The following is a 21,030-nucleotide window of genomic DNA, read 5'->3' as shown; positions in this document are numbered from 1 at the left end:
ATAAAAACAGGCCCCTTCTTTTTTTATAGGATTAAGAATGTTTTTTCTTCATGGTCATCTTTGCCTTCTGGCCGATACCATAATTATAATTCTTTGAATTACTTTCTTTTTTCTCATGGTAAGCTCCGCCACCAGCAGGTTCTTCAGCTTTCACTTTGACCACGCGGTTTTTATCAAAACCTTTTGGCCTCAATGTCTTCTCTACCAAAAGTTCTTCTGGCAGTTCCATTAATTCAAGTTTCTGACCAATAGACTGCTCAATCTTTTTCACCTGAACAAGCTCCATATCTGTAGCAAAAGTAATGGCAACCACTTCATCAGGGTTTTCTTTGTTTTTAATAATACGGCTTAAGAAAGTTTCCTTTTCTTCAGGTACATCAAAATGGAAGATAAACGGAATACCATCCAGATTTAACGGGCCTTCACCCTGATTGGCAACAACCAGTACTCTGGCAGCCTCACTTTGTTTGAAATCTTCAAAATCATCAAAACCATTCTCATCAAAATGTAACGGTCTGAACATAGAAAATTCCATTTCCTTAGGGCTTGCAATACTGATAGCCACTTTTTGTGCAGTAAGTCTTGAATTCACAAAGACCACTACCTTATCGAATACTTCATCATCACGTAATAAATGACGCAGCAGATTTATTTTAGTCTTATAGTTTGGAACCTGGTAAAGAACTTGTGCAACAGTTTCAGTTTTTGAATCCCCAAAATCCTCTACTTCAATTACAGTAGGGAAATTCAGGAACTGATCAGTCATTTTAGTTAATTTTTCATGAATAACTTCTGTGAAAACCAGGTGCTGACATTTACCCGCACTTCTCGCCAATTCACAAACAGGCAATTGCATTCCCTGCTGTACAATTAGCGCGGCATCATCCACAATAAAAGTCTGAAGCTTACTTAAGTTTAAACCAAGTTTTAAATAGATAGCTCTTGCTCTGGTTGGGGTAGCGACAACAATATCGATACCCAGAACCAATTCATTAACTTCAGCTTCTACCCCACCAGTACCATAAAGACCAACAATATTCAGATCTCTATTTTTACTTAAGGAGATAAACTGATCGATTACAGCAATTGCACGATCTTTATCTGCCACCAGGATTAATACTTTTGGCGCATCATCTTTGGTATACTTCAAACGCATTAAAACGCCAAGGATATAGGCTGTTGTTTTACCTGATCCCTCCGGACCTACAGCAAGTATATCCTGCCCACCCAGAATTCTAGACATAGTTTTCGCCTGGATTTCTTTGGGAGTTAAGTACCCTGCATCAGTCATTGCGGTGATCAGGGGCTTACTTAGTTTTAATTTATCTAACGACACAGTATTTCAGTTAAAATTGATATTTCGCCAAATTTACGGAAATAAGCACAATATCCGGTATAATCTATACGAAACCGTAAAATATCAGGTTTAAATTCCTATTGTATCAATATTTTGATACGATTAAAGCTAATCAGGTAACGGGATTTTGTAGTTTTACCAGATTAACAAATTCCCATCAATATGAAAAAATCACTACTCACCTTATTTTTATTTACGGCTGCAACTGGCGTATTTGCACAGGATGCGGTCAATTACCAACTGCCGCCAAAAGCAATTGCTGATCTTTTATTAGCCAAACCCACACCTACTGTTAGTCTTGACAGTAAAGCAGAATGGATGCTGCTAAGCACCAGAGACTCTTATCCTTCTGTGGAAGAATTAGCCATGCCTGAATTCCGTATTGCAGGATTACGCATCAACCCTAATAATTTCTCTCCGAGCAGACAGACATTTATTAACGACTTTACGCTGAAAAATATTAAAACAGGAAAAATCGCCAAAATTACTGGTCTTCCTGTTCCATTAGCTGCAGCTAACGCAGCATGGAATCCTTCACAAAATAAAATATCTTTCACACAGACTACTCAAAAGGGTGTTGATTTATATACTATAGATATTGCCACTTTAAAAGCTGTTAAAATTAACCAACAACCTTTAAATGTAACTTTAGGAGCTGGAATTACCTGGGTAGATGATCAGACCATTTTATACAGGGTAGCTACAAAACCAGCCAGTGCGATCCCGGTTAAGCCATTATTACCTAAAGGCCCTTCCATACAACAGAATATTGGTAAAGCGGCACCAAACCCAACTTACCAGGATTTAATCAAAACTCCGTTTGATGAGCAGTTATTTGAATTCTTTGCAACCTCGCAATTGGTTCAATATAAAAGTGGAAAGCAAACTTTAATCGGCCAGCCGGCAATGTATGCTGATGTTAATGTTTCTCCGGATAAAAAATATCTGCTGCAGGAAACAATCAGCAAGCCTTTCTCTTACCTGGTTCCTGCTTATGGTTTTCCAACTACAGTAAAAATCACGGATCTGTCTGGTAAATCGATTAAAGTTCTGGCAGAATTACCTTCTAAAGAAAGTACTCCGTCGGGCTATGACAATACACAAAACGTTCCCCGCAACTACGAGTGGAGAGCAGATCAGGCGGCTACCATTACCTGGGCTCAACCACTGGACAGCGGGCTGATCAAAAAAACAGTACCTTTTCATGATGCGGTTTTTGCCTTAAGTGCACCATTCTCTGGTGAGGCTAAAGAGCTTTTTAAAACAGCAACCCGTTACCGCGAAACCATCTGGGGAAATGAAACCCTGGCCCTGGTTAAAGAAGAACTTCATGGGAAACAAACCATCAAACTGAGCCGCTATAACCCAACTACAGGTACAATAGAAACTCTTTATGAATTGAATGAGACTGATAATTACAATAACCCAGGTAACCCGGTTACAGAAAAGAACGCATTTGGCCGGAAGGTAGTGCAAACTGTCGATAACGGTACTAAGTTATTAATGAACAATATAACTGGTTCTTCTCCAAAAGGCGATTTACCGTTCCTGGCGAAATTTGATCTGGCTTCTAAAAAGAACGAGATTATCTGGCGCAGTGCGGAAGGTTCTTATGAATATGTGGTAGATGTGCTGGATGCTAACAAGTTAGTATTGTTAACCAGGAAAGAGTCGCAAAAAGAAGTACCAAACTATTACATTAAAAACCTGGTACTTAGAATGGCCGACAGACCAGTAACTGATTTTATTAACCCATACCCGGGTCTGGAAGGAACTACTAAAGAAAAAATCACTTACAAACGTGCTGATGGTATAGATCTTACTGGTAATTTATATTTGCCGAAAGGTTATGACAAAGCCAAAGACGGCCCGTTGCCAACACTGATCTGGGCTTATCCACGTGAATTTAACTCTGCAGCAGATGCAGCACAAATCAGAGGATCTAAAGATCGTTTTACAGTACTGAGCTGGGGTACTCCGATTTACTGGGTTACCCAAGGGTATGCAGTCCTTGACAATGCTGAAATGCCAATTGTAGCGAAAGAAGGAAAAAAACCTAATGATACTTTCGTGGATCAGTTAAAATTAAATGCAGAAGCCGCGATCAATAAACTTGCCGACCTTGGTGTTGGAGATAGAAACAGAATGGCTGTAGGCGGACATAGTTATGGCGCATTCATGACTGCAAATTTACTGGCGCATACCAACCTGTTTAAAGCTGGTATTGCACGCAGTGGTGCTTATAACAGAACTTTGACCCCTTTTGGGTTCCAGAATGAAGACCGTACTTACTGGGAAGTGCCAAAGCTATATTATGAAATGAGCCCTTTCAGTTATGCGGATAAGATTAAAACCCCGCTTTTATTGATTCATGGAGACTCTGATGATAATACAGGTACTTTCCCAATTAACAGTGAGCGTTTGTTCAATGCGATCAAAGGCCATGGCGGAACAACAAGATTAGTCTTTCTACCTTATGAGGCACACGGTTACCGTGGTAAAGAAAACATCTTGCACTGCCTTTGGGAAATGAATGCGTGGTTAGATAAATATGTAAAAAACGCAAAGTAAAAGACTAAATACTCTTATAAAAAAAGGTTGCATCTACATAGATTGCAACCTTTTTTTATAAGAGTAAAACCGTTATTTAAAGCGTATCGCTTTGAGCGGAGATATTCTGCTCACCAGCAGGGATGGCAGGATCAATACCACGAAACAAATTACAATTATTGCAACATTAAGAAGCAGCACATCAGTAAAATGAAATTCTATCGGCACATAAGACAAATAATAAGACCCCTGGTTCAGCCTGAAGACATGGGTATATTGTTGCAGGAAGCCCAAACCCAGACCCAGGATGTTGCCGAGTACCAGGCCTACCCCAACCAGGTACAAAGCATTGTATAAAAAGACTTTCATCACACTAAAATCAGTCATCCCAAAGGCTTTTAACATGCCAATCATATTGGTTCTTTCCAGAATCATGATCAGCAAGGCAGTAATCATATTAATTACCCCGACAATCATCATTAAAACAAGCAATACCCTGGTATTCACATCCAGCAAGGATAACCAGGTGAAGATATTGGGAAAATATTCTTTGACAGATTCTGATTTAAGGTTAATCTCCATCGAAGAATAAATCTTGTCAGAGGCAGCCTGCAGACGTGAAAAGTTTTTAAGTTTGATTTCAATAGCGCCAATCTCATTGGGCTGCCAGTTATTTAAACGCCTGATGATGTTAATATCTCCCAGTACAAAACTTTTATCAATTTCTTCTACGCCAATATCATAAATACCTACAATTTTAAAAGGACGTTTACGCGGCGGGTTCTGTACAAAGTACATGACAAAGCTATCTCCGGTTTTAAGCTTCAGCCGGTTGGCAGTGAAAGAAGAAATCAGGATTTCTTTTGTCGCTTTAGTGCTGTCTGAAAAATCCATGATCCTGCCACTCACTAAGTGTTTGGTGATATAATCCCAGTTAAAATTACGGTCTATACCTTTGAAATTAATCCCTTCTACTTCGTCGTTCGCCGAAATAATAGCTGGTTTTGTAGCATAAGCCTGGAAGTAAGCAATATCCTTATTTTGTTTCAGATCAGCCAGAGTTTTGGCGGTAGGAACAAAAGGTGTCAGTTCAAAAGAATTGTTTAAATCGAGTTTAAAAATTCTTACATCCCCAACAAATCCTCTTACTTTTTCTTGTATTTCTGTTTTAAAGCCTTTGATAATGGCAATCGATAACATCATGACCGCAAGACTCAGCATTACCCCCGCAATAGCAATACGGACGATAAGCTTAGAAAATGTGCGTTCTGATTTGATGGCAATTCGCCTGGCTATGAAATATTCTGTATTCAAAATTTTTAATAAACTGTAACTTAGAGCCTGGTTAAACAAAAACAGACAATAGCAAAAATGGTTATTTGATTTTGAATTCAACTATAATAAGTAAAAAAAGGTCTTATGAAACTATCTTCTTCCGTAATATTCCCGATTTGCCTGGCTATGCTCAGCATACAGGCCTGTGCTAATTCCAAAATGACTGATAGTGATAGTTCCAGCGTCAAACCAGCAGTACAAAAAACCACTGGCCATGAAATGCTGACCGGGGCAGCGCAAACGGAGAAATATCTGCCGTTGCTGAAAGGAAAACGGGTCGGAATGGTAGTCAACCCAACTTCTGTGATTAATGAAACCACATCGGTAGACAGCCTTTTAAAACGCGGTGTAAATATTGTCAAAATCTTCGGCCCGGAACATGGTTTCAGAGGTGATGCCAGTGCGGGAATAAAAGTAGACGATGCGATCGATCAGAAAACAGGGATTAAAGCAGTTTCCTTATATGGTAAACATGAAATCCCTACCCCGGCAGACTTAGCTGATGTCGATATAATGGTTTTTGACATTCAGGATGTGGGCGTACGTTTCTACACTTATATCAATACCCTGCAGTATGTGATGCAGGCCTGCGCAGAAAATAAGAAAGAACTGATTATTCTGGACAGACCAAATCCTAACGGGTTTTATATAGACGGCCCTATTCTGGATTCCAGACTGGTATCGGGTATCGGTTTGAAACCAATTCCAATTGTCCATGGATTGACTGTCGGCGAATACGCACAAATGTTAAATGGGGAAGGCTGGCTGAAAAATAAAGTCCAGTGTAAAATCACGATTATTAAAGTGGCAGATTATAACCACGATATGCCCTACGATTTACCTGTGAAGCCGTCTCCAAATCTAAATACACAACAATCAATTTTACTTTACCCTACGCTTTGTCTTTTTGAAGGCACGTATCTGAGCCAGGGACGGGGAACCCTGTTTCCATTTACAGTTTTAGGTGCACCAGCATTGAAAGGAAAATATAGTTTTTCGTTTACGCCCAAAAGTATCAAGGGAATGGCAGAAACTCCCTTACATCAAAACCAGGAATGTTATGGTTTAGATCTGAGAAATTATAATATTTCAAACCTTAGGAAGGATAAGGTGTTAAATCTTAAGTGGCTTATTGAATTGTACCAGGCTTATCCCGATAAAGCAGATTTCTTCAACTTCAAGCTCAGCAAGCAAATGAATAATTTTGATAAGCTTGCTGGTGTTTATAGCTTAAGGGAGCAAATTATTGCAGGCAAATCTGAAAAAGAAATCAGGGCAAGCTGGGAACCAGGATTAAGTCAGTATAAAAAGATGCGCAAGAAATACTTGCTGTATCCTTAACCTTAAACTGATCAGTGATGAACAAGGACCCTAAAAGAAAAAATGAGAAACCAAGCAGCAACTTTCAAGAGCCGGTTCCTGAGGTTGATGAAGGAAATAAGGCAGTAAAAAAACCTGAGGATGAAGATTATACTCAGGATGAGCCTCATTTTAAAAATCCTGCAAAAAAGAGAGAACGGGAAGAACAACCTGTTGAATCTATAAAGAAAGCACCTAAAAAAGACGCATAAAGAACTCTCTTCCCAAATCGGGAGGAGGTTTTTATCTTTATCCGGCTATATTAAATAGCTATACGACTGAAAGCTTTTCTTTCTCAAACAAATCCAGTACTTCATCCCAATTCATTACCCGGGTATGGTGCAACTGATTTACATTATGTGATCCATTAAACATAATTGGCCTGCCTTTGCAAAAGTCAAGGTTCTTACAATGGTCATCAATCAGGTAATCGGTATCAATGATACTCTTATCACCACACAAAACAATATTTGTCCAGCTGATAAAAGGAAAATATTCATTTAACCATTCCAGTTTTTCGGATAAACATTGCGGAAATTCTGTTGCTGCAGATACAATGAAAACCTCGTAATCTTCCATTAAAGTCTTCACCGCTTCAATTGCTCCCGGCATAACAGGGATTGTCCTGAAAAACCCAGAGGTATAAACATATCTTCTGATCGCAGTTTTGTCAGGAAACCCATCAGGTTCTGGTACTCCTAATCTTTCTTCTCTTGGAACCCGTATTCCATGTTCTTTTTCATACCAATCCATAAACTGTGCTTCTGTATCGGCAATCACACCATCCATATCGATGGCTATTGTTTTTCTATTTCTATTCATAATTCGTAATATATTGCAACAAATATAGCAATAAGCTGCAATATATTGCAATAATAGAATAGTTTTTATTTGTATCTTTGCAACTAAGATGATTAAGGCAGAAAGATTACAACTGATTATTGAGCATATCCGTAAAGAGCGAAAAGTACTTTTAGGTGATTTAAGTACATTATTAGCAGTTTCTGAAGATACTGTAAGACGTGATATTAAAGAATTATCTGACCAGGGATTGTTAAAAGCAGTGCGTGGCGGGGCGATTTCCCGCTCCCCCATCCCGCAGCATTTCCGGGAAAGAGAACATTACGACGTATCTCATAAAGAAATCATCGCCCAAAAGGCAATAAAGCTGATTAAAAACGGTCAGGTGGTTTTATTTGACTCAGGTACTTCTGTGCTGGCTATTGCAACACATTTGCCGAGAGATTTGCAGATCACCGTGGTCACCAATAGTTTTCCTGTGGCAACTGTACTGGAAGATCACCCTTTCATTGAAGTTATCTTTTTAGGCGGCAGGTTAAATAAATCCTCTTTTTCCACAACAGGTTTTGAAGTGATACAAACTATCCGCGGTATCCGGCCGGACATCTGTTTTCTTGGTATATGCAGCATCGATCTGATCTCTGGGGTAACGGGTATCAGTTATGAAGACTGCCAGATTAAAAAAGCAATGGTAGAGACTTCCAAACAAGTTATCGCGATTGCCACATTTGAAAAGCTGGACACCACAGAGTCTTATTATATCACCAGTACAAGTGACCTTGATATTATTATTACGGATACAGACCCTAACCATGAAAACCTTAAAAGTTATCGTGATCTGGGCATCAGGCTGGAATAAAGAAACTGGTTATACTTTCTTCTGGACGGCTTTGAGAAACTGCATTAATACTTTTTCGTCGTTTTCCATCGCCTGAATAGTATCAGGTTTGGTGGTATGTATTTTCTTCATATACTTTAATAGCCTGTCATTTTCAAAAGCTTCCAGCAGCAGCGGATATACATAAGAACTTTTACAGACAGCGGGTGTATTTCCTAATTTACTGGCTACACATTTCAAAACTTCGGTAACAATCTTTTTCTTAGGCCGTTCTTCTTCCACATTGCCGGTACAAATAGCAAGCTGCCTTAGTGCTTCGAGCGTGCCGCCCCAGGTACGAAAGTCTTTAGCGGTAAAATCACTCCCGGTAATTTCTTTGATATAGTTATTAATCATCCCTGAATCTATCGCCCTGCGTTCTGAATCGGCTGTATAATACTGGAATAAGTCCTGCCCTGGAATCTCCATACAACTTTTCACCATTTTTGCCAGATTCTTATCGTTCAGTGCAACTTTTTGCTTCACCCCTTTCTTACCTACAAATTTTAACTGGAGCACATTTCCATTTATTTTAGCGTGTTTGTTTCTTAAGGTGGATAAACCATAGCTACCATAGAGTTGCGCATAAGCCTCATTACCTACCCTGATAAGCGTCTTTTGCATCAGCTGCACACAAATAGCCAAAACCTTTTGTTCGTCGTATACAGGCCTCTTCAGGTCTTTTGCAATTCTCTTCCTGGCTTGCGGCAAAGCTTTCCCGAATTCCAGCAACCGGTAATATTTAAGATCAGACCTTCTGGAAGTCCATTTGGTATGGTAACGGTATTGTTTGCGTTTTGCGGCATCCATTCCTGTTGCCTGCAAATAGGCATTCTTTTTTGCAGCAATCCACACTTCAGTCCAGGCGGGTGGTAAGACCAGTGCCTTAATTCTTTCCAGCTGCGCCTCGTCTTTTACCCGCTGACCGTTATGGTCTTCGTAATAAAACTTTCCGGGTTTTCCTTTACGGTAAAGACCAGGCATACTGTCAGTAACATATACCAAACCAATTTCTTTAATTTCTTCTGAAGTCTGAACCATATAGATTAAACAAAATATGCGTTAAATTTTTAGTTATTTTGCTAAAGAAAGACAGGATGTTCAAACATCATGGCCTTACAATAATTTGATCACGAATAAACCAAACAAACACATATGAAAATAGTTTTCATGGGAACGCCAGATTTTGCCGTTGCTTCTTTAAATGCTTTAGCGGAAGCCGGATTTGAAATCGTGGGAGTCGTTACCGCAGCGGATAAACCAGCAGGAAGAGGGCAGAAATTACAGGAAAGTGCGGTTAAAAAATATGCTGTAGAAAAAGGTTTAAAGGTATTGCAGCCATTGAAGTTAAAAGATCCTGATTTTATCGCGGAGCTGAAAGCTTTAAATGCAGACCTGCATGTGGTTGTGGCTTTCCGTATGTTACCGGAAGTCGTATGGAATATGCCTGCCAAAGGAACTATTAATCTGCATGGTTCCCTTTTACCACAATACCGTGGGGCCGCGCCAATTAATCATGCGATCATCAATGGGGAAAAAGAAAGCGGAGTAACTACGTTCTTCCTGAAACATGAAATCGATACCGGGGATGTAATTTTCTCAGAGACAGTGCCTATTGCTGAAGATGATACAGCTGGCGATCTGCATGATCATTTGATGGAAGCTGGTGCTGGTTTACTGGTTAAAACAGTCAAAGCAATTGAAGCCAATGATTATAAAGAACAACCTCAGATTTTTTCTGCTGAGCTGAAACATGCGCCTAAAATATTCAAAGAGTTCTGTAAAGTAGACTGGAACAATCCTGTAAAAACAATCTATAACCTGATCAGAGGGCTTAGTCCATACCCTACTGCATTTGCAGAACTGAATGAAAAAACAATTAAGATTTTCAAAGCAGGTTTTGAAGAAACAGCTCCTTCGGCAGCTCCGGGAACATTTCTGACAGATGGTAAGACCTATTTAAAGTTTGCTGCTCAGGATGGCTATATTACTTTACTAGATGTACAGTATGAGGGTAAAAAAAGAATGCTGGTTGATGAATTTTTAAGAGGAATGCGTTTATAGCTAATCAGCTATAACGCATTGAGTAAAGAACTTAAAGACTTGGTGATTTCATTAAAATATCGCTTTTTACCATAGCCCATCACCCAGCGTATACCGGATGTGGCGTTGGTAATAAATACCTCGTCTGCCTCATTTAAGACTTCAGGATTAATTTGTGCTTCGATTACAGGAATCTGGTTGGTTTTAGCCACTTTCATCACTACGTTACGCATTACCCCGGCTATACATCCTTCGGAAAGGGCTGGGGTATAAATCTGCTTATCGTAAACCACAAAAACATTGGAGCTGATACTTTCGCAAAGAAACCCATGCTGGTTTAATATAAAAGCTTCATCCAGCCGGTTTTGTTGTTTATATAAACCTGCCATCACATAGAGTAAGGAATTACTGGTCTTATAAGTAGAAAGTTTATTAATCGGTTTAGTGATCTCGTCGTAAACATTGATGATCAGCCCCTTTTTATTCAGTTCGTAACCTCCCGGAGCGAGCGGGCCTGCTTCCAGTACGTATCCTGATTTGTTACCATCAGGGGTATAAAGCCCTTCACCTTCGCGGTAAACGGACAGGCGGAACCTCACATTATCTTTTAGTTTATTGCGCTTACAAAGCTCAGCAGTTTTCTGTTTCAGGAAGTAATCATCAAACAGAATCCCCCCTTCCATTTTTAACGCATTCATCCCCGCTTGCAAACGATCCGCATGCAGTTCAGCAAACTTTAGTTTACCGCCAGACATGCGCATAGATTCAAACAGGCCGTCGCCATACCTGAAGCCTCTGTTTTTGGCTGTCAGGATAGCCTGGTCTATCGCAATGAATTGATCGTTATGTAAAATATATTCTTGTTGCATTAAATTGTTATGGCTGTGCGATGTAGTTTCTCCATTTGTTAAGTACAGAATCAAAGTCCGGAGGCAATGGTGCTTCAAACTCCATATATTCCTTGGTGGTTGGGTGTATAAAACCTAAAGTCTGTGCATGTAAGGCTTGTCGCGGTAACATTTCAAAGCAGTTGGCTACATATTGTTTATACTTTGTAAACGTCGTTCCTTTAAGGATCTTATCTCCACCGTAATTCGCATCGTTAAATAAAGGGTGACCGATGTGCTGCATGTGAGCTCTGATCTGATGTGTACGTCCTGTTTCAAGCTGGCAACTGATTAAAGTCACATAACCTAAACGCTCTAATACAGTATAGTGTGTAACTGACCATTTTCCTTTGTCTTCTTCGTCATAAACATCCATGACGATCCTGTTTTTAGCGCTACGGCCAATATAACCGGAAACGGTACCATTTTCTTTAATGTCACCCCAGGCCAGTGCCAGGTATTTTCTGGTGATACTGTGGTCAAAAAACTGTTTAGCCAGTTTAGTCATCGTAATTTCGTTCTTACTGATAATCAGCAGTCCCGAAGTATCTTTGTCAATACGGTGTACCAGTCCCGGTCTGCCTTCATTACCTGGTAATTGTGGTAAGGATTCAAAATGGAAGGCAAGTGCATTGACCAATGTTCCTGTATAGTTGTTAAATCCAGGGTGTACAACCATTCCTGCCACCTTATTCACAATCAGTAAATCATCATCTTCATAGACGATATTTAAAGGAATATCTTCGGGATAAACTTCAGTATCTCTTGGCGGATGAGGAAACACGATCGAAATCTCATCAGCTGGTTTAACTTTATAGCTTGCTTTTATAGTGGCTTTATTCACCAGTACGTTCCCTGCTTCAATCGCATTTTGTATACGATTTCTTGAAGCATTCTCCATACGGTGCATCAAAAATTTATCTATTCGCAATAAGGACTGCCCTTTGTCTACAACAATATTAAAATGTTCGTATAAATCCTGCTCTTCTAATTCCAGTCCGTTGTTATTGTTTTCCATTATTTATTTTGTCAAATGTTATGGACAAATACACAGCCTGGCACTCTTCAGGAGAGCAGACCCTATAATAATACCATTTTACAAAACTAATCTTTAAGTTGTAGAAAAGTTGAAATTTAGTTGATAAAATTGTTTATAGTTTAATTTTAAGCTAAACGCGTTAAATTTGTTCATGTTTACAGATTTACATAGCCCGTTACAGCAGTTAAAACATGCGCATTTATCTGAGTTCTGGGTCAAAAGAGATGATTTAATTGATCCTTATATTTCAGGGAATAAGTGGCGTAAACTGAAGTATATTTTACAGGATGTTATAGCCAAAAGAAAAACGCATCTGGTCACTTTTGGCGGGGCTTATTCGAATCACCTGGTGGCTGCTGCATCCGCAGCTGCGAGATCAGGATTAAAGGCAACGGCTTTTGTGAGGGGTGAAAAGGTAAACAATGAAATGCTGGTGCTTTGTTCTTTATATGGGATGGAACTGATTTTCATTGACAGGGAAACTTATAAGGATAAGGCTGGTTGCTATTCGTCGTTTTCATTAAAACATCCTGACACTTATTTTATAGATGAGGGTGGTGCTTGTGCTGAAGCAGTACTGGGTTGTGCTGAAATTATTGCCGGGCTGCCGCAGGATACTGCTCATTTGTTTTGTGCAGCGGGAACTGGTACAACGGCTGCAGGTTTGTTACAGGGAATTCAAAAGGCTGGTTTAAAAACGAAGCTCCATGTGATTCCTGTCTTAAAGGGTGGTGAGTTTATCAGGGAGGAAATGAGCAGTTATGTTGCTACGGATGATCCGCGATTGATTTTACATACGGATTATCATTTTGGTGGTTATGCAAAAACTACTCCCGGTTTGCTGGACTTTATAAAGGGTTTTACGGCTGAGCATGGAATGTTGATCGACCCTGTTTATACGGCAAAAATGTTTTTCGCAATTAACGATTTAGCGCTTCAGGGTTATTTTGCGAAGGAGGAAAAAATTGTGGCTTTGCATACTGGCGGCTTATTGGGGATCATGGGGATGAAAGATAAATTAAAAGCCTGAAATCTGCCGTTGTTAAGAGGAATCTGTTTGAGCGGTGTCATGAAAATTATCAACATTTGTGACGTTAAAAATATTTTTCCGTTAAAATCATACTTTAAACTGTTTAAAGAAGAGCAAAACAAAAGCCTCTTTAAATATACTTAGAGAGGTATTTTAAAAATTAAAAGTGTTGAAAAGTATATATTTTTAGAGCATTTTATCCCCTTTTTTATCCCCTAATAATCCCCTGGACTCATAAGGAAAATTACAGATCAGAACGTTCTATAAATTCTCCTAATTCGGCAGCGATTTGATTCACCTCTTCAGTGGTGCCTTTCCAAATTGGAGTTTGGGTGGCTTCATTAATACCATCAACAAATAAATGTCCTATCTCCGTGTCATATTCGGTCTCTATGCAGTAATGACCACTTTCATCAATTGGATAATTAATAGTAAGAATCATTTCTCCTGTGTTATAGTATAGCGTTTCCATAGTTATTTGATTTTAGATTGATAATATTCAAGTATTTTCTTCTGAAATCCAGCTTTCTTTTCATTGATTTTTTGAACTATAGTGTCAGCAGCATCCAAGCCTCTAAGCGGATTCATTATTTTAAATGCATCTAACCAACCATCTCTTAGATTCAATTTTCGATCAGAATATTTGTGAAGAAATTCTTCTGGCGTGTACCACATTTTAGAGTCAGGCTCATAAATCCAGTAGCCAGATTTGATCGCTTCATTTACAAAATGCTTTAAAACCCTATCTCGATTCGCAAAATATACATCGTTATTCATACTGATATTATTTATATACTACTTCGTTCTCAACGGTCAAAAATTGAAAACTAGGCTTATTATCAATTAAAAATCTAAATGTGAAAGGTCGGGTTGGAAGATTATTTTCAATCATAAACTCTTGTATTGTAGGTTTTAGCTTGTTTACAAAAGCTGCACAATATTCCAAAGCTTTATCAGTAATCCATTTTTCATGATAATGAGAACTCATATAATCAAGCTTAATGTGAACAAAATTATCAGCACCCAGGGTAATTATTTCGCCCCAATCACAAGTGTGCCCCCTCAGATATTTATTACCTGTAATAAACGATTTACATCTAATATTAAATTTATCAATTGTTTGCTCAGACCAATCCACATACAAATATTACTAATATTTTTAGTAAACGAATATGATGTTGAAAAGTTTTTGTAATATTGGTAAGCAGTAATTAAGATTGAATGGAAGAAAAATCAACTACAAAATCAGTAGACCTATTTGGAATAGCACCTTATGGTGAAACAGTAAAGTTATTTGTAGAAAAATCTTTTGATGGCGTAAGCGCAATATTAAGTCGTGTTTGTCTTCCCGCTACAGAAGAATTTGGCCTATATTTAAAGGACAAAGTAAGGCATTGGCGACTTAAAAACATCATTGAGATGGTTGAAAAGGCTGACAAAAAAATTGATTTCACAAATAATGAATTGACTATTCACCCACGAATTATGAATGATTTTTTGGAATCAGGATCATTATGTGAAAAAGAAGAATTGCAAGATATGTGGGCTGGACTTTTAGTTGCGTCTGCAAATCCAGCGGCTGATGAAACAAATTTATTGTTTACTAATATCCTTAAAAACTTAACCCCTACACAAGCCAAAATGATTAATAATGTGTGTGAAAACTGCAAAGTGTTCGATTATGGAGAATCAAACTCGACTCTTGTAGGCAAGAAATATATCTTGCTTGTCGATGAATTATGTAAATTAACTGGTATTGACGATGTTTATCAACTTCATGCTGAAATGTCAATTTTAAAATCCAATAATTTATTTGGACTTAAGACAGGTGCTGAAGCAAATTCAGAACCACAAGCTATAGCATTTTACCCATCACTGTTTCTCCTAAATTTTTACTCAAAAACGCAAGGATATAAAGGTGATTTGAAGAATTTTTACAGAACCAGACTTGAGCCTTATGTGCATGATAATATTGACTTATTAGATATATATAATAAAGCCAAAATGTAATAATTACTCCCCTTTCTTCATCACCTTCAGATTAAAAATATCAATTATTTTATCTTTTACTGCCATCCAAATATCTCTACCAGTGATAACGCTGATATTTTCAATTAGACTTTTAAATTCTACCATAGTAATATAACCAGCAATAATCCTGGTCAATAACAATGAATCAGGACTGATCATAGCAGTATCAATTTGGAATGCTGCAATTATGCCCAGGCTATAATACATAAATTTGATTATTGATAATTTCAATTTTGCAGCTGTTATTTTCTCTCCAACTTTTAACGCTTTTGTTATTCCGCTGACCAGGTCAAAACTCAATAGCAGATAGACTGTAATCAAAATTGAGTGAATCGGGGTTATATAAATCAAAATGAAAGTACAGAGTTTTAAAAACCAGACTACAGCCTGTTTAAGAATTTCTGATATCATGATGTATACAATTTAAATTCCCGCTTTCTGCGTGGTAACAGGATAGGTCTACCACCTGCATTACACCATACCAGTAGCCACTTTTCAATCTCAGCAATAGGAGATTTAGCGTTAATCTTTTTCACCAATGTTGATTTGCTAAATGCAGCGACACCAATGTTGAAACATAGCGATACCAATGCATTAAACTGATTTTGTGTTAAAACTAATTTAACAGCACCATTGACACCCTCTTCATATATTTTTATGATTTGATCAAATATCTGATCACATTCTGTCTGAGTGATTTTATCACCCATTTTTACTTTTTTACCTGTGCCTGGATAAAAGGTAAACCCTACTCCTATTGTTGGGATTTTAACCTGGTCTAGGTATGCTTTGAGTACAACTCCCTCTTCATGGTAAATAAAATCCCTACCTAATTTGTTAATTTTCAATGTATTATTCTGTTAATTTCTACCACCTCCGCTTCTACTAGGTTGCGGACGGTACTCACTTGTCGGATCTGGATTAGTTGTATAATTTGAATCCTTATAATTTGTAACCTTCCCAATCTTATCTGACACCTCATCAGTATCATTTAATAATTCAAAAAATTCAACATCTATTGTATCAGACTTTAAGCTTATCCCAGCTTTGAAAGGGATATATCTACCGTCTAATCCATTTATTTTATATACCATAGAGAAATCAAACTCACCATAAAGACTACCTGAGAACTGCCTAAAAGGGCATCTATATTGATTCAAAATGGTTTGTCCTACGAGCTCTAATAATGGCCTAGTTTCTGTCTTCCCATCTCTGTACCAGTTTAGTGTAAAATCATCATTTAACCTGGTTTGATTAACTAACGAAACATTACCAAACTCCCCCAAAGCAGGTTTTAAATCGGTAAAAGTTTCTCTGTTTACCTTACTGGATGATATATTATACCTCTGCCCATAATAATCACTTGCCTCACTAGTGGTAATGATTGGTGTAAACTGTCGGACTCTGTATCCACCAGTAAACTTGCTAGTATCAAAAGCTGGCAATAATGAAAACTCTAAACTTTTGATATCTGCTGGTAAATTCATATCGGTGATATTACTTACATACCAAGCATCAATCTCAGAACGAGAATCTGTTCCTCTCTCTATGGTACAATGGGTAGCATAATCTTTCCAACTTCCAGTGTATTTAAATTCAAAATTTGGATCAGTAATATCCCCAGTCTGAACAGAGCTGGTACAATACAAGTAATAGCTCTTTGTTGCAGTTGAAGCCTTAACCATAAATCTTGCGTTACCATTTGAGGCAAACTTTATAGATAATTTGGCTGTGGTTTTATATCCAGAAAAATTAACATTACCAGCAGTTAGTTTATTAGTCGTATAGTTTAACTGAGCATCTGTTGCCTTCTGAGTAACTCTGATCGCATCACCTGTAGTTATATAGGTAAGTTTACTGATTGCGAATATTCCTGATTTTACCCAATTGAAAGGAATACCAATACTGTTGTTCCAATTTCTAAAGAATGAGTTTACAACGATATTATTACTATTCACCACATCAGAATCAATCTGAACTTTATTAAATGGTGTTTGATAAGTGATATTATGATCAGCATTGATTAATCTCAATCCACTGTCCCTGCTTATTATTCTTGATATATTTTCCGTGTAAGATTTTACAACAGCAGATATTGAACCATCAAAATTGATATTATAGACACGCCTAGTGATTATATCATTCAGTTTGTAACTAAGTCTTTCAATGTAGTATTTACCTGCTTTATAATAGATGTAAGCGTTAAAAACTTCTAGTATATAAGATAAGGCCACATTACATTTAAGCGCGTTTAAGTCGTCTTTAATGAACAAATATGGGTTAACTGAAATACAGTTTAAAGCCTCATTATTTGCCTCTGATCTACTAATTCTGGTTTCAAAAAGATCAACAGATGTTATTACCTGCGTGCCATTTTTCAATTTAGCTAAACATTTCTGGATCACTTCAATACAAGTCATCTTATCTAAATAAAATGAAGTATCATCAGCCATAAAATCATTATGCTTTAAATTACCAAGTCCATCAGTTGCACGAATTGAAACTAAGTATGGTGCAGCAAGAAACGGTTCAGAATAATTATCCTGAATTACATAACCTTGCCAAATCATTTGATCGGATTTCCAAATTTGCACCTGATAATCCTGAGCATCCGCAAGCATTATTTCCTGAAATTGTCCATCATATTCGGAATAGAATTCCAGAATACATTCGCTACCTCTTATGATATCAAACTTAGATTCTGAACCACCAGTATAATTAATACGAGCAGGTTCACCACCCATTCTAAGTTCAATCTGTGCTGAATTATAATCCTTTTTAAGGATATAAACCTTTATATTTTTGTTTAATGTTGAAGTGAATTCACATTTATATTTGATACCGTAACTCATTAACTTGCCCTATATTGACGTTTATTATAGTTATTCAAGACCCCTACTAGCTTGTCGCCTTGCACAGTAAATATTACGTCCCCACTCATACCACCTGTTTCACCAATCAATGATTTAAGCTTATTTAATGGTGCGATAATTTCAGGATTCCCACGTCCCGCTGAAGGATATTCACCTACCATTGCATTTGTTAAACGACCTGAAACAATACCTCCATTTGCAAATGCAGTTTGATTTTCTTTACTGGCTTTTGATGATGAACCTTTTGATCCCGTTCCCATTAAACCACTAAATGCACCTGCTGCTAATTTCAAAGCCGCACCTGCTGCAATTGCTGCTATACCTGCACCTATACCTACTACTGGCAAAGCTGCTGCTATATCCAATTTACCTTTGATGACTGCTGCAATACCGTATTTGATCAGTAAATCACCAAATGAACTTAAAAACCCCGCAAATGATTTGATGATTGATTCACCGAAAGATTGCATTGCATTACCACCACTTGCGAAAGCTTCACCTATAGAATTAAACGCGTCAGCTATACCTGTCCCCAATCCAGATGTAACCATTGAATTGAATTCTTCGTTGAATTTTTGAGTCTCTCTAAATATTTTACGCTGTTCATCAGTGATTTCTTTGAAGGCATCTTTTGCTCTCGTTCCATCAAACTTTACACCTATAGTACCTTTAGAATTTCTTGTTTCTGGTGCAGCTGATGCAACAGAAGGAGCATTTTTTAATTGAGGTAACTGAACGTGCCTTTGCTGTTGTTCCTGCAACGCTTTTACTGCGTCAGATAAAGGATTAACTCCATTTTTGATTAAGCCATTAATAGCTTGCTGGTATTCACCAATCTTTTGTAATGCTCTCTCATCGAATGTTGTTTGAAATGAAACATCAACCTGTTTTAGACCAATCTCTAAATTGGAATAAACATCATCAATCTTCTTTTCATCTTTTGATTTCTTGGTTACAGATTTAGCAGTTGTTTTAGGGCTAACTTCATCATCAGACAAAGCTTCTTTTTTAAGTGATTTTATCGCTTTAGACGCTTTGTCAGCACCAAATTTGATAGAATCAAACATTTTATCATACCCTTTAGAAGTAGCGGATAAAGCATCGCCCAATTGAGTCATTCCAATGATTTTGAAAAAAGCACCCAATAAGTTGGCTGTAATTTTCAGTGCGTTTTTGATGATATCTACTACACCGTTCCAGATAGCATGAGTTAATGTTGCTAATCCTTCACCTAAACCAGCCCAATCACCTTTAAATATTGAGGTGAATACTTTAACTATTGCAGAAATACCGTCCAATACATTTACAATAATTGATTTTATTTCTCCAAAAGCCGTTGTTATAATTGCGATGAGATCAATACCAATCAGATTCCATACTGTTTTAACAAAATCTTTAATGGAAATAAAGATGTTTTTCAATGAATTGAAGAGTTCTATCGCTCCATCCTTTATACCTTGCCAAATTTCAGCACCTTCACCAGATTTGAAATATGCTACAACAGAATCCCAATTTTCAACAATAAGAACTGCTGCACCAGCAATAGCAACCACAACAAAACCAACGGGTGATAATAATGCAGCAAAACCAGCTATTAATGCAGGCAAAATTGTTCCAACAAATACGCCTAATGCGACTAAAAGTGGTGGTATGACCACACCTAAGCCACCAAATATGACTATGGTCTTCTGAATTTCAGGACTTAAATCTTTAAAATAGGTTACTAACTCAGTTATACTCTCAACAACAGAGTCAATGATTCCAGAAATATCAAATGCGTTATTAATTACTTGCCCAACATCAGCCAGATTATTCTTTATACCATCGCCTAGGTTTTCAAACGCTGCATTAATACCTCCTGTTACTGGTGGTAGTTTGGCCAGACCATCTATAATAGTATCAACAAGTTGAGCAGAGGTAATACCCATTTTAGCTAATTCATCAGAACGAGCCGTACCGAATGCTTCTTTTAACAATGGTGTTACCTGTGGTATCCGTTCCTTGATGATGTTTAAATCTTCGGCCAATGGTAAATCAGTGTTCGCTAATTGTTGAAGGCCATAAAGAGCTCCTTTAAAATCTTCTTTACCTTTCCCAACTGTAGCAACTGCATTACCAAATGCCTTCATTGCCTTTTCAGCTTTTTCTGCACTGAATCCAATTACTTGTAAATTAATCGATCCAGCGACAGCCTCTTCCAAACCTAATCCAGGTAATCTTGCAATATCTTTTAACCTGATAAATTGCTTTTCAGCTAATGAAGCAGATCCAGTAACAGCAGTTAAACCATTCTTCAATGATTGAATGTCTCCAAATGCTTTGATTGCAGCAGTACCTAGTGCAGCTAAAGGAAGTGAAACATAGGTAGACAATTGCCCACCAATATCTTTCATCTTCTCGCCTGTAGCTTTTAGACCAGATTGGACTGTTGCGATTGCAGATTGAAATGATGATATGTCAGCGGTAAATTTGAAATTTAAATTCTCAGACAATGTATTGTTGTATTAAAAAACCCCTTATCTTTTTAAGGTTAAGGGGCTTCAATCAGGTCTTAAACCTGTTATTCCTTTCGGTATCTTTCTGCTGCTTTCAGCATTTCTTCTAGAGTTGGAAGGTCTTTTTTTTCCTTTATAATTTTATCTGATGGTAAACTAAATAAGTCCTCTGGCTTGATATGTTGATCTTTTGGCATTTGAAGATTGATCATTAAACTTGCATGCAATCTCGTTCTCAGCCACTCACGTTCATCTTTAGCCATATAACTTTTACAGATGTAATGGTATTCTATGTAAGTGATTGAATAAAAATCTTTTAAACTCATTCCAATTTCACCTACTGCCATCCCAAG

General features: G+C 37.7%; 21 protein-coding genes. 7 read left to right on the top strand and 14 right to left on the bottom strand.

The window, feature by feature from the left end; all coding sequences use genetic code 11:
* Positions 1 to 31 precede the first annotated feature (31 nt).
* Positions 32 to 1,336 carry a DEAD/DEAH box helicase gene (locus LY11_RS20900; protein ID WP_170132740.1) on the bottom strand — a complete coding sequence of 435 codons (1,305 nt, stop codon included), beginning with the start codon at positions 1,334 to 1,336 and terminating at the stop codon, positions 32 to 34.
* 183 nt (positions 1,337 to 1,519) lie between these two features.
* On the opposite strand from LY11_RS20900, the gene LY11_RS20895 reads away from it, so the two are divergent.
* Positions 1,520 to 3,928 (top strand): alpha/beta hydrolase family protein, encoded by a 2,409-nt coding sequence (locus LY11_RS20895; protein WP_111635578.1) that lies wholly within the window; start codon positions 1,520 to 1,522, stop codon positions 3,926 to 3,928.
* Between the two features lie 72 nt (positions 3,929 to 4,000).
* Here LY11_RS20895 and LY11_RS20890 read toward each other — a convergent pair whose 3' ends face one another.
* Positions 4,001 to 5,221 carry an ABC transporter permease gene (locus LY11_RS20890; RefSeq protein ID WP_111635613.1) on the bottom strand — a complete coding sequence of 407 codons (1,221 nt, stop codon included), beginning with the start codon at positions 5,219 to 5,221 and terminating at the stop codon, positions 4,001 to 4,003.
* A 105-nt stretch (positions 5,222 to 5,326) separates the two neighbouring features.
* On the opposite strand from LY11_RS20890, the gene LY11_RS20885 reads away from it, so the two are divergent.
* Entirely contained in the window at positions 5,327 to 6,583 is a 1,257-nt protein-coding gene (locus LY11_RS20885; protein WP_111635577.1) for an exo-beta-N-acetylmuramidase NamZ family protein, read from the top strand.
* Between the two features lie 17 nt (positions 6,584 to 6,600).
* Positions 6,601 to 6,813: a hypothetical protein gene (locus LY11_RS20880; protein WP_111635576.1), complete on the top strand. Its 213-nt coding sequence runs from the start codon at positions 6,601 to 6,603 to the stop codon at positions 6,811 to 6,813.
* Between the two features lie 58 nt (positions 6,814 to 6,871).
* Here LY11_RS20880 and LY11_RS20875 read toward each other — a convergent pair whose 3' ends face one another.
* Positions 6,872 to 7,423: a 5' nucleotidase, NT5C type gene (locus LY11_RS20875; protein WP_111635575.1), complete on the bottom strand. Its 552-nt coding sequence runs from the start codon at positions 7,421 to 7,423 to the stop codon at positions 6,872 to 6,874.
* 88 nt (positions 7,424 to 7,511) lie between these two features.
* On the opposite strand from LY11_RS20875, the gene LY11_RS20870 reads away from it, so the two are divergent.
* A complete protein-coding gene (locus tag LY11_RS20870; protein WP_111635574.1) occupies positions 7,512 to 8,261 on the top strand; it encodes a DeoR/GlpR family DNA-binding transcription regulator in 750 nt (249 codons plus the stop codon).
* Between the two features lie 9 nt (positions 8,262 to 8,270).
* On the opposite strand, the gene LY11_RS20865 is transcribed toward LY11_RS20870, so the two are convergent.
* Entirely contained in the window at positions 8,271 to 9,320 is a 1,050-nt protein-coding gene (locus LY11_RS20865) for a DNA topoisomerase IB (RefSeq protein WP_111635573.1), read from the bottom strand.
* A 114-nt stretch (positions 9,321 to 9,434) separates the two neighbouring features.
* Here LY11_RS20865 and fmt point away from each other — a divergent pair, with 114 nt between their 5' ends.
* Positions 9,435 to 10,343, top strand: coding sequence for a methionyl-tRNA formyltransferase (gene fmt, locus LY11_RS20860; protein WP_111635572.1), 909 nt, complete (start codon positions 9,435 to 9,437; stop codon positions 10,341 to 10,343).
* Positions 10,344 to 10,351: 8 nt separating this feature from the next.
* On the opposite strand, the gene LY11_RS20855 is transcribed toward fmt, so the two are convergent.
* Together LY11_RS20855 and LY11_RS20850 are read right to left on the bottom strand one after the other, a co-directional pair.
* Positions 10,352 to 11,191, bottom strand: coding sequence for an aminotransferase class IV (locus LY11_RS20855; protein WP_111635571.1), 840 nt, complete (start codon positions 11,189 to 11,191; stop codon positions 10,352 to 10,354).
* 7 nt (positions 11,192 to 11,198) lie between these two features.
* The gene (locus LY11_RS20850) at positions 11,199 to 12,227 is read right to left on the bottom strand and encodes an RluA family pseudouridine synthase (protein WP_111635570.1); all 1,029 of its coding nucleotides are present in this window, start codon (positions 12,225 to 12,227) and stop codon (positions 11,199 to 11,201) included.
* Between the two features lie 172 nt (positions 12,228 to 12,399).
* Here LY11_RS20850 and LY11_RS20845 point away from each other — a divergent pair, with 172 nt between their 5' ends.
* On the top strand, positions 12,400 to 13,278 hold the full coding sequence (locus LY11_RS20845; protein ID WP_111635569.1) for a 1-aminocyclopropane-1-carboxylate deaminase/D-cysteine desulfhydrase: 879 nt from the start codon (positions 12,400 to 12,402) through the stop codon (positions 13,276 to 13,278).
* A 244-nt stretch (positions 13,279 to 13,522) separates the two neighbouring features.
* Here the strand turns inward: LY11_RS20845 and LY11_RS20840 are convergent, their stop codons facing one another.
* The 3 genes from LY11_RS20840 to LY11_RS20830 are packed head-to-tail and all read right to left on the bottom strand — an operon-like array spanning position 13,523 to position 14,416.
* Positions 13,523 to 13,750 (bottom strand): hypothetical protein, encoded by a 228-nt coding sequence (locus tag LY11_RS20840; RefSeq protein WP_111635568.1) that lies wholly within the window; start codon positions 13,748 to 13,750, stop codon positions 13,523 to 13,525.
* A 2-nt stretch (positions 13,751 to 13,752) separates the two neighbouring features.
* The gene (locus LY11_RS20835; RefSeq protein WP_111635567.1) at positions 13,753 to 14,055 is read right to left on the bottom strand and encodes a hypothetical protein; all 303 of its coding nucleotides are present in this window, start codon (positions 14,053 to 14,055) and stop codon (positions 13,753 to 13,755) included.
* Positions 14,056 to 14,062: 7 nt separating this feature from the next.
* Positions 14,063 to 14,416 (bottom strand): hypothetical protein, encoded by a 354-nt coding sequence (locus tag LY11_RS20830; RefSeq protein ID WP_111635566.1) that lies wholly within the window; start codon positions 14,414 to 14,416, stop codon positions 14,063 to 14,065.
* Positions 14,417 to 14,499: 83 nt separating this feature from the next.
* On the opposite strand from LY11_RS20830, the gene LY11_RS20825 reads away from it, so the two are divergent.
* Entirely contained in the window at positions 14,500 to 15,288 is a 789-nt protein-coding gene (locus tag LY11_RS20825) for an Abi-alpha family protein (protein ID WP_111635565.1), read from the top strand.
* A 3-nt stretch (positions 15,289 to 15,291) separates the two neighbouring features.
* Here the strand turns inward: LY11_RS20825 and LY11_RS20820 are convergent, their stop codons facing one another.
* The 5 genes from LY11_RS20820 to LY11_RS20800 form a co-directional block, all read right to left on the bottom strand.
* Positions 15,292 to 15,720, bottom strand: coding sequence for a phage holin family protein (locus tag LY11_RS20820; protein ID WP_111635564.1), 429 nt, complete (start codon positions 15,718 to 15,720; stop codon positions 15,292 to 15,294).
* Positions 15,717 to 16,157 carry a lysozyme gene (locus tag LY11_RS20815; RefSeq protein WP_111635563.1) on the bottom strand — a complete coding sequence of 147 codons (441 nt, stop codon included), beginning with the start codon at positions 16,155 to 16,157 and terminating at the stop codon, positions 15,717 to 15,719. Before LY11_RS20815 ends, LY11_RS20820 begins: the two co-directional genes overlap by 4 nt.
* A gap of 12 nt (positions 16,158 to 16,169) precedes the next feature.
* The gene (locus tag LY11_RS20810) at positions 16,170 to 18,161 is read right to left on the bottom strand and encodes a hypothetical protein (protein WP_111635562.1); all 1,992 of its coding nucleotides are present in this window, start codon (positions 18,159 to 18,161) and stop codon (positions 16,170 to 16,172) included.
* A complete protein-coding gene (locus LY11_RS20805; RefSeq protein WP_111635561.1) occupies positions 18,161 to 20,674 on the bottom strand; it encodes a tape measure protein in 2,514 nt (837 codons plus the stop codon). The genes LY11_RS20810 and LY11_RS20805 overlap by 1 nt, the downstream gene beginning before the upstream one ends.
* A 68-nt stretch (positions 20,675 to 20,742) precedes the next feature.
* Positions 20,743 to 21,024 carry a hypothetical protein gene (locus LY11_RS20800; protein ID WP_111635560.1) on the bottom strand — a complete coding sequence of 94 codons (282 nt, stop codon included), beginning with the start codon at positions 21,022 to 21,024 and terminating at the stop codon, positions 20,743 to 20,745.
* Positions 21,025 to 21,030: the final 6 nt, after the last annotated feature.

Source organism: Pedobacter cryoconitis, from assembly GCF_003259615.1.
GTDB lineage: Bacteria > Bacteroidota > Bacteroidia > Sphingobacteriales > Sphingobacteriaceae > Pedobacter > Pedobacter cryoconitis.
Note: the sequence above shows the minus strand (reverse complement) of the source record. Positions and strands in the feature narration are given on the sequence as shown.

Coding starts and splice junctions, on each gene's coding strand:
- LY11_RS20895 (WP_111635578.1), top strand. CDS start 1,520: ATGAAAAAATCACTACTCACCTTATTTTTATTTACGGCTGCAACTGGC.
- LY11_RS20885 (WP_111635577.1), top strand. CDS start 5,327: ATGAAACTATCTTCTTCCGTAATATTCCCGATTTGCCTGGCTATGCTC.
- LY11_RS20880 (WP_111635576.1), top strand. CDS start 6,601: ATGAACAAGGACCCTAAAAGAAAAAATGAGAAACCAAGCAGCAACTTT.
- LY11_RS20875 (WP_111635575.1), bottom strand. CDS start 7,423: ATGAATAGAAATAGAAAAACAATAGCCATCGATATGGATGGTGTGATT.
- LY11_RS20870 (WP_111635574.1), top strand. CDS start 7,512: ATGATTAAGGCAGAAAGATTACAACTGATTATTGAGCATATCCGTAAA.
- LY11_RS20865 (WP_111635573.1), bottom strand. CDS start 9,320: ATGGTTCAGACTTCAGAAGAAATTAAAGAAATTGGTTTGGTATATGTT.
- fmt (WP_111635572.1), top strand. CDS start 9,435: ATGAAAATAGTTTTCATGGGAACGCCAGATTTTGCCGTTGCTTCTTTA.
- LY11_RS20855 (WP_111635571.1), bottom strand. CDS start 11,191: ATGCAACAAGAATATATTTTACATAACGATCAATTCATTGCGATAGAC.
- LY11_RS20850 (WP_111635570.1), bottom strand. CDS start 12,227: ATGGAAAACAATAACAACGGACTGGAATTAGAAGAGCAGGATTTATAC.
- LY11_RS20845 (WP_111635569.1), top strand. CDS start 12,400: ATGTTTACAGATTTACATAGCCCGTTACAGCAGTTAAAACATGCGCAT.
- LY11_RS20840 (WP_111635568.1), bottom strand. CDS start 13,750: ATGGAAACGCTATACTATAACACAGGAGAAATGATTCTTACTATTAAT.
- LY11_RS20835 (WP_111635567.1), bottom strand. CDS start 14,055: ATGAATAACGATGTATATTTTGCGAATCGAGATAGGGTTTTAAAGCAT.
- LY11_RS20825 (WP_111635565.1), top strand. CDS start 14,500: ATGGAAGAAAAATCAACTACAAAATCAGTAGACCTATTTGGAATAGCA.
- LY11_RS20820 (WP_111635564.1), bottom strand. CDS start 15,720: ATGATATCAGAAATTCTTAAACAGGCTGTAGTCTGGTTTTTAAAACTC.
- LY11_RS20810 (WP_111635562.1), bottom strand. CDS start 18,161: ATGAGTTACGGTATCAAATATAAATGTGAATTCACTTCAACATTAAAC.
- LY11_RS20800 (WP_111635560.1), bottom strand. CDS start 21,024: ATGGCAGTAGGTGAAATTGGAATGAGTTTAAAAGATTTTTATTCAATC.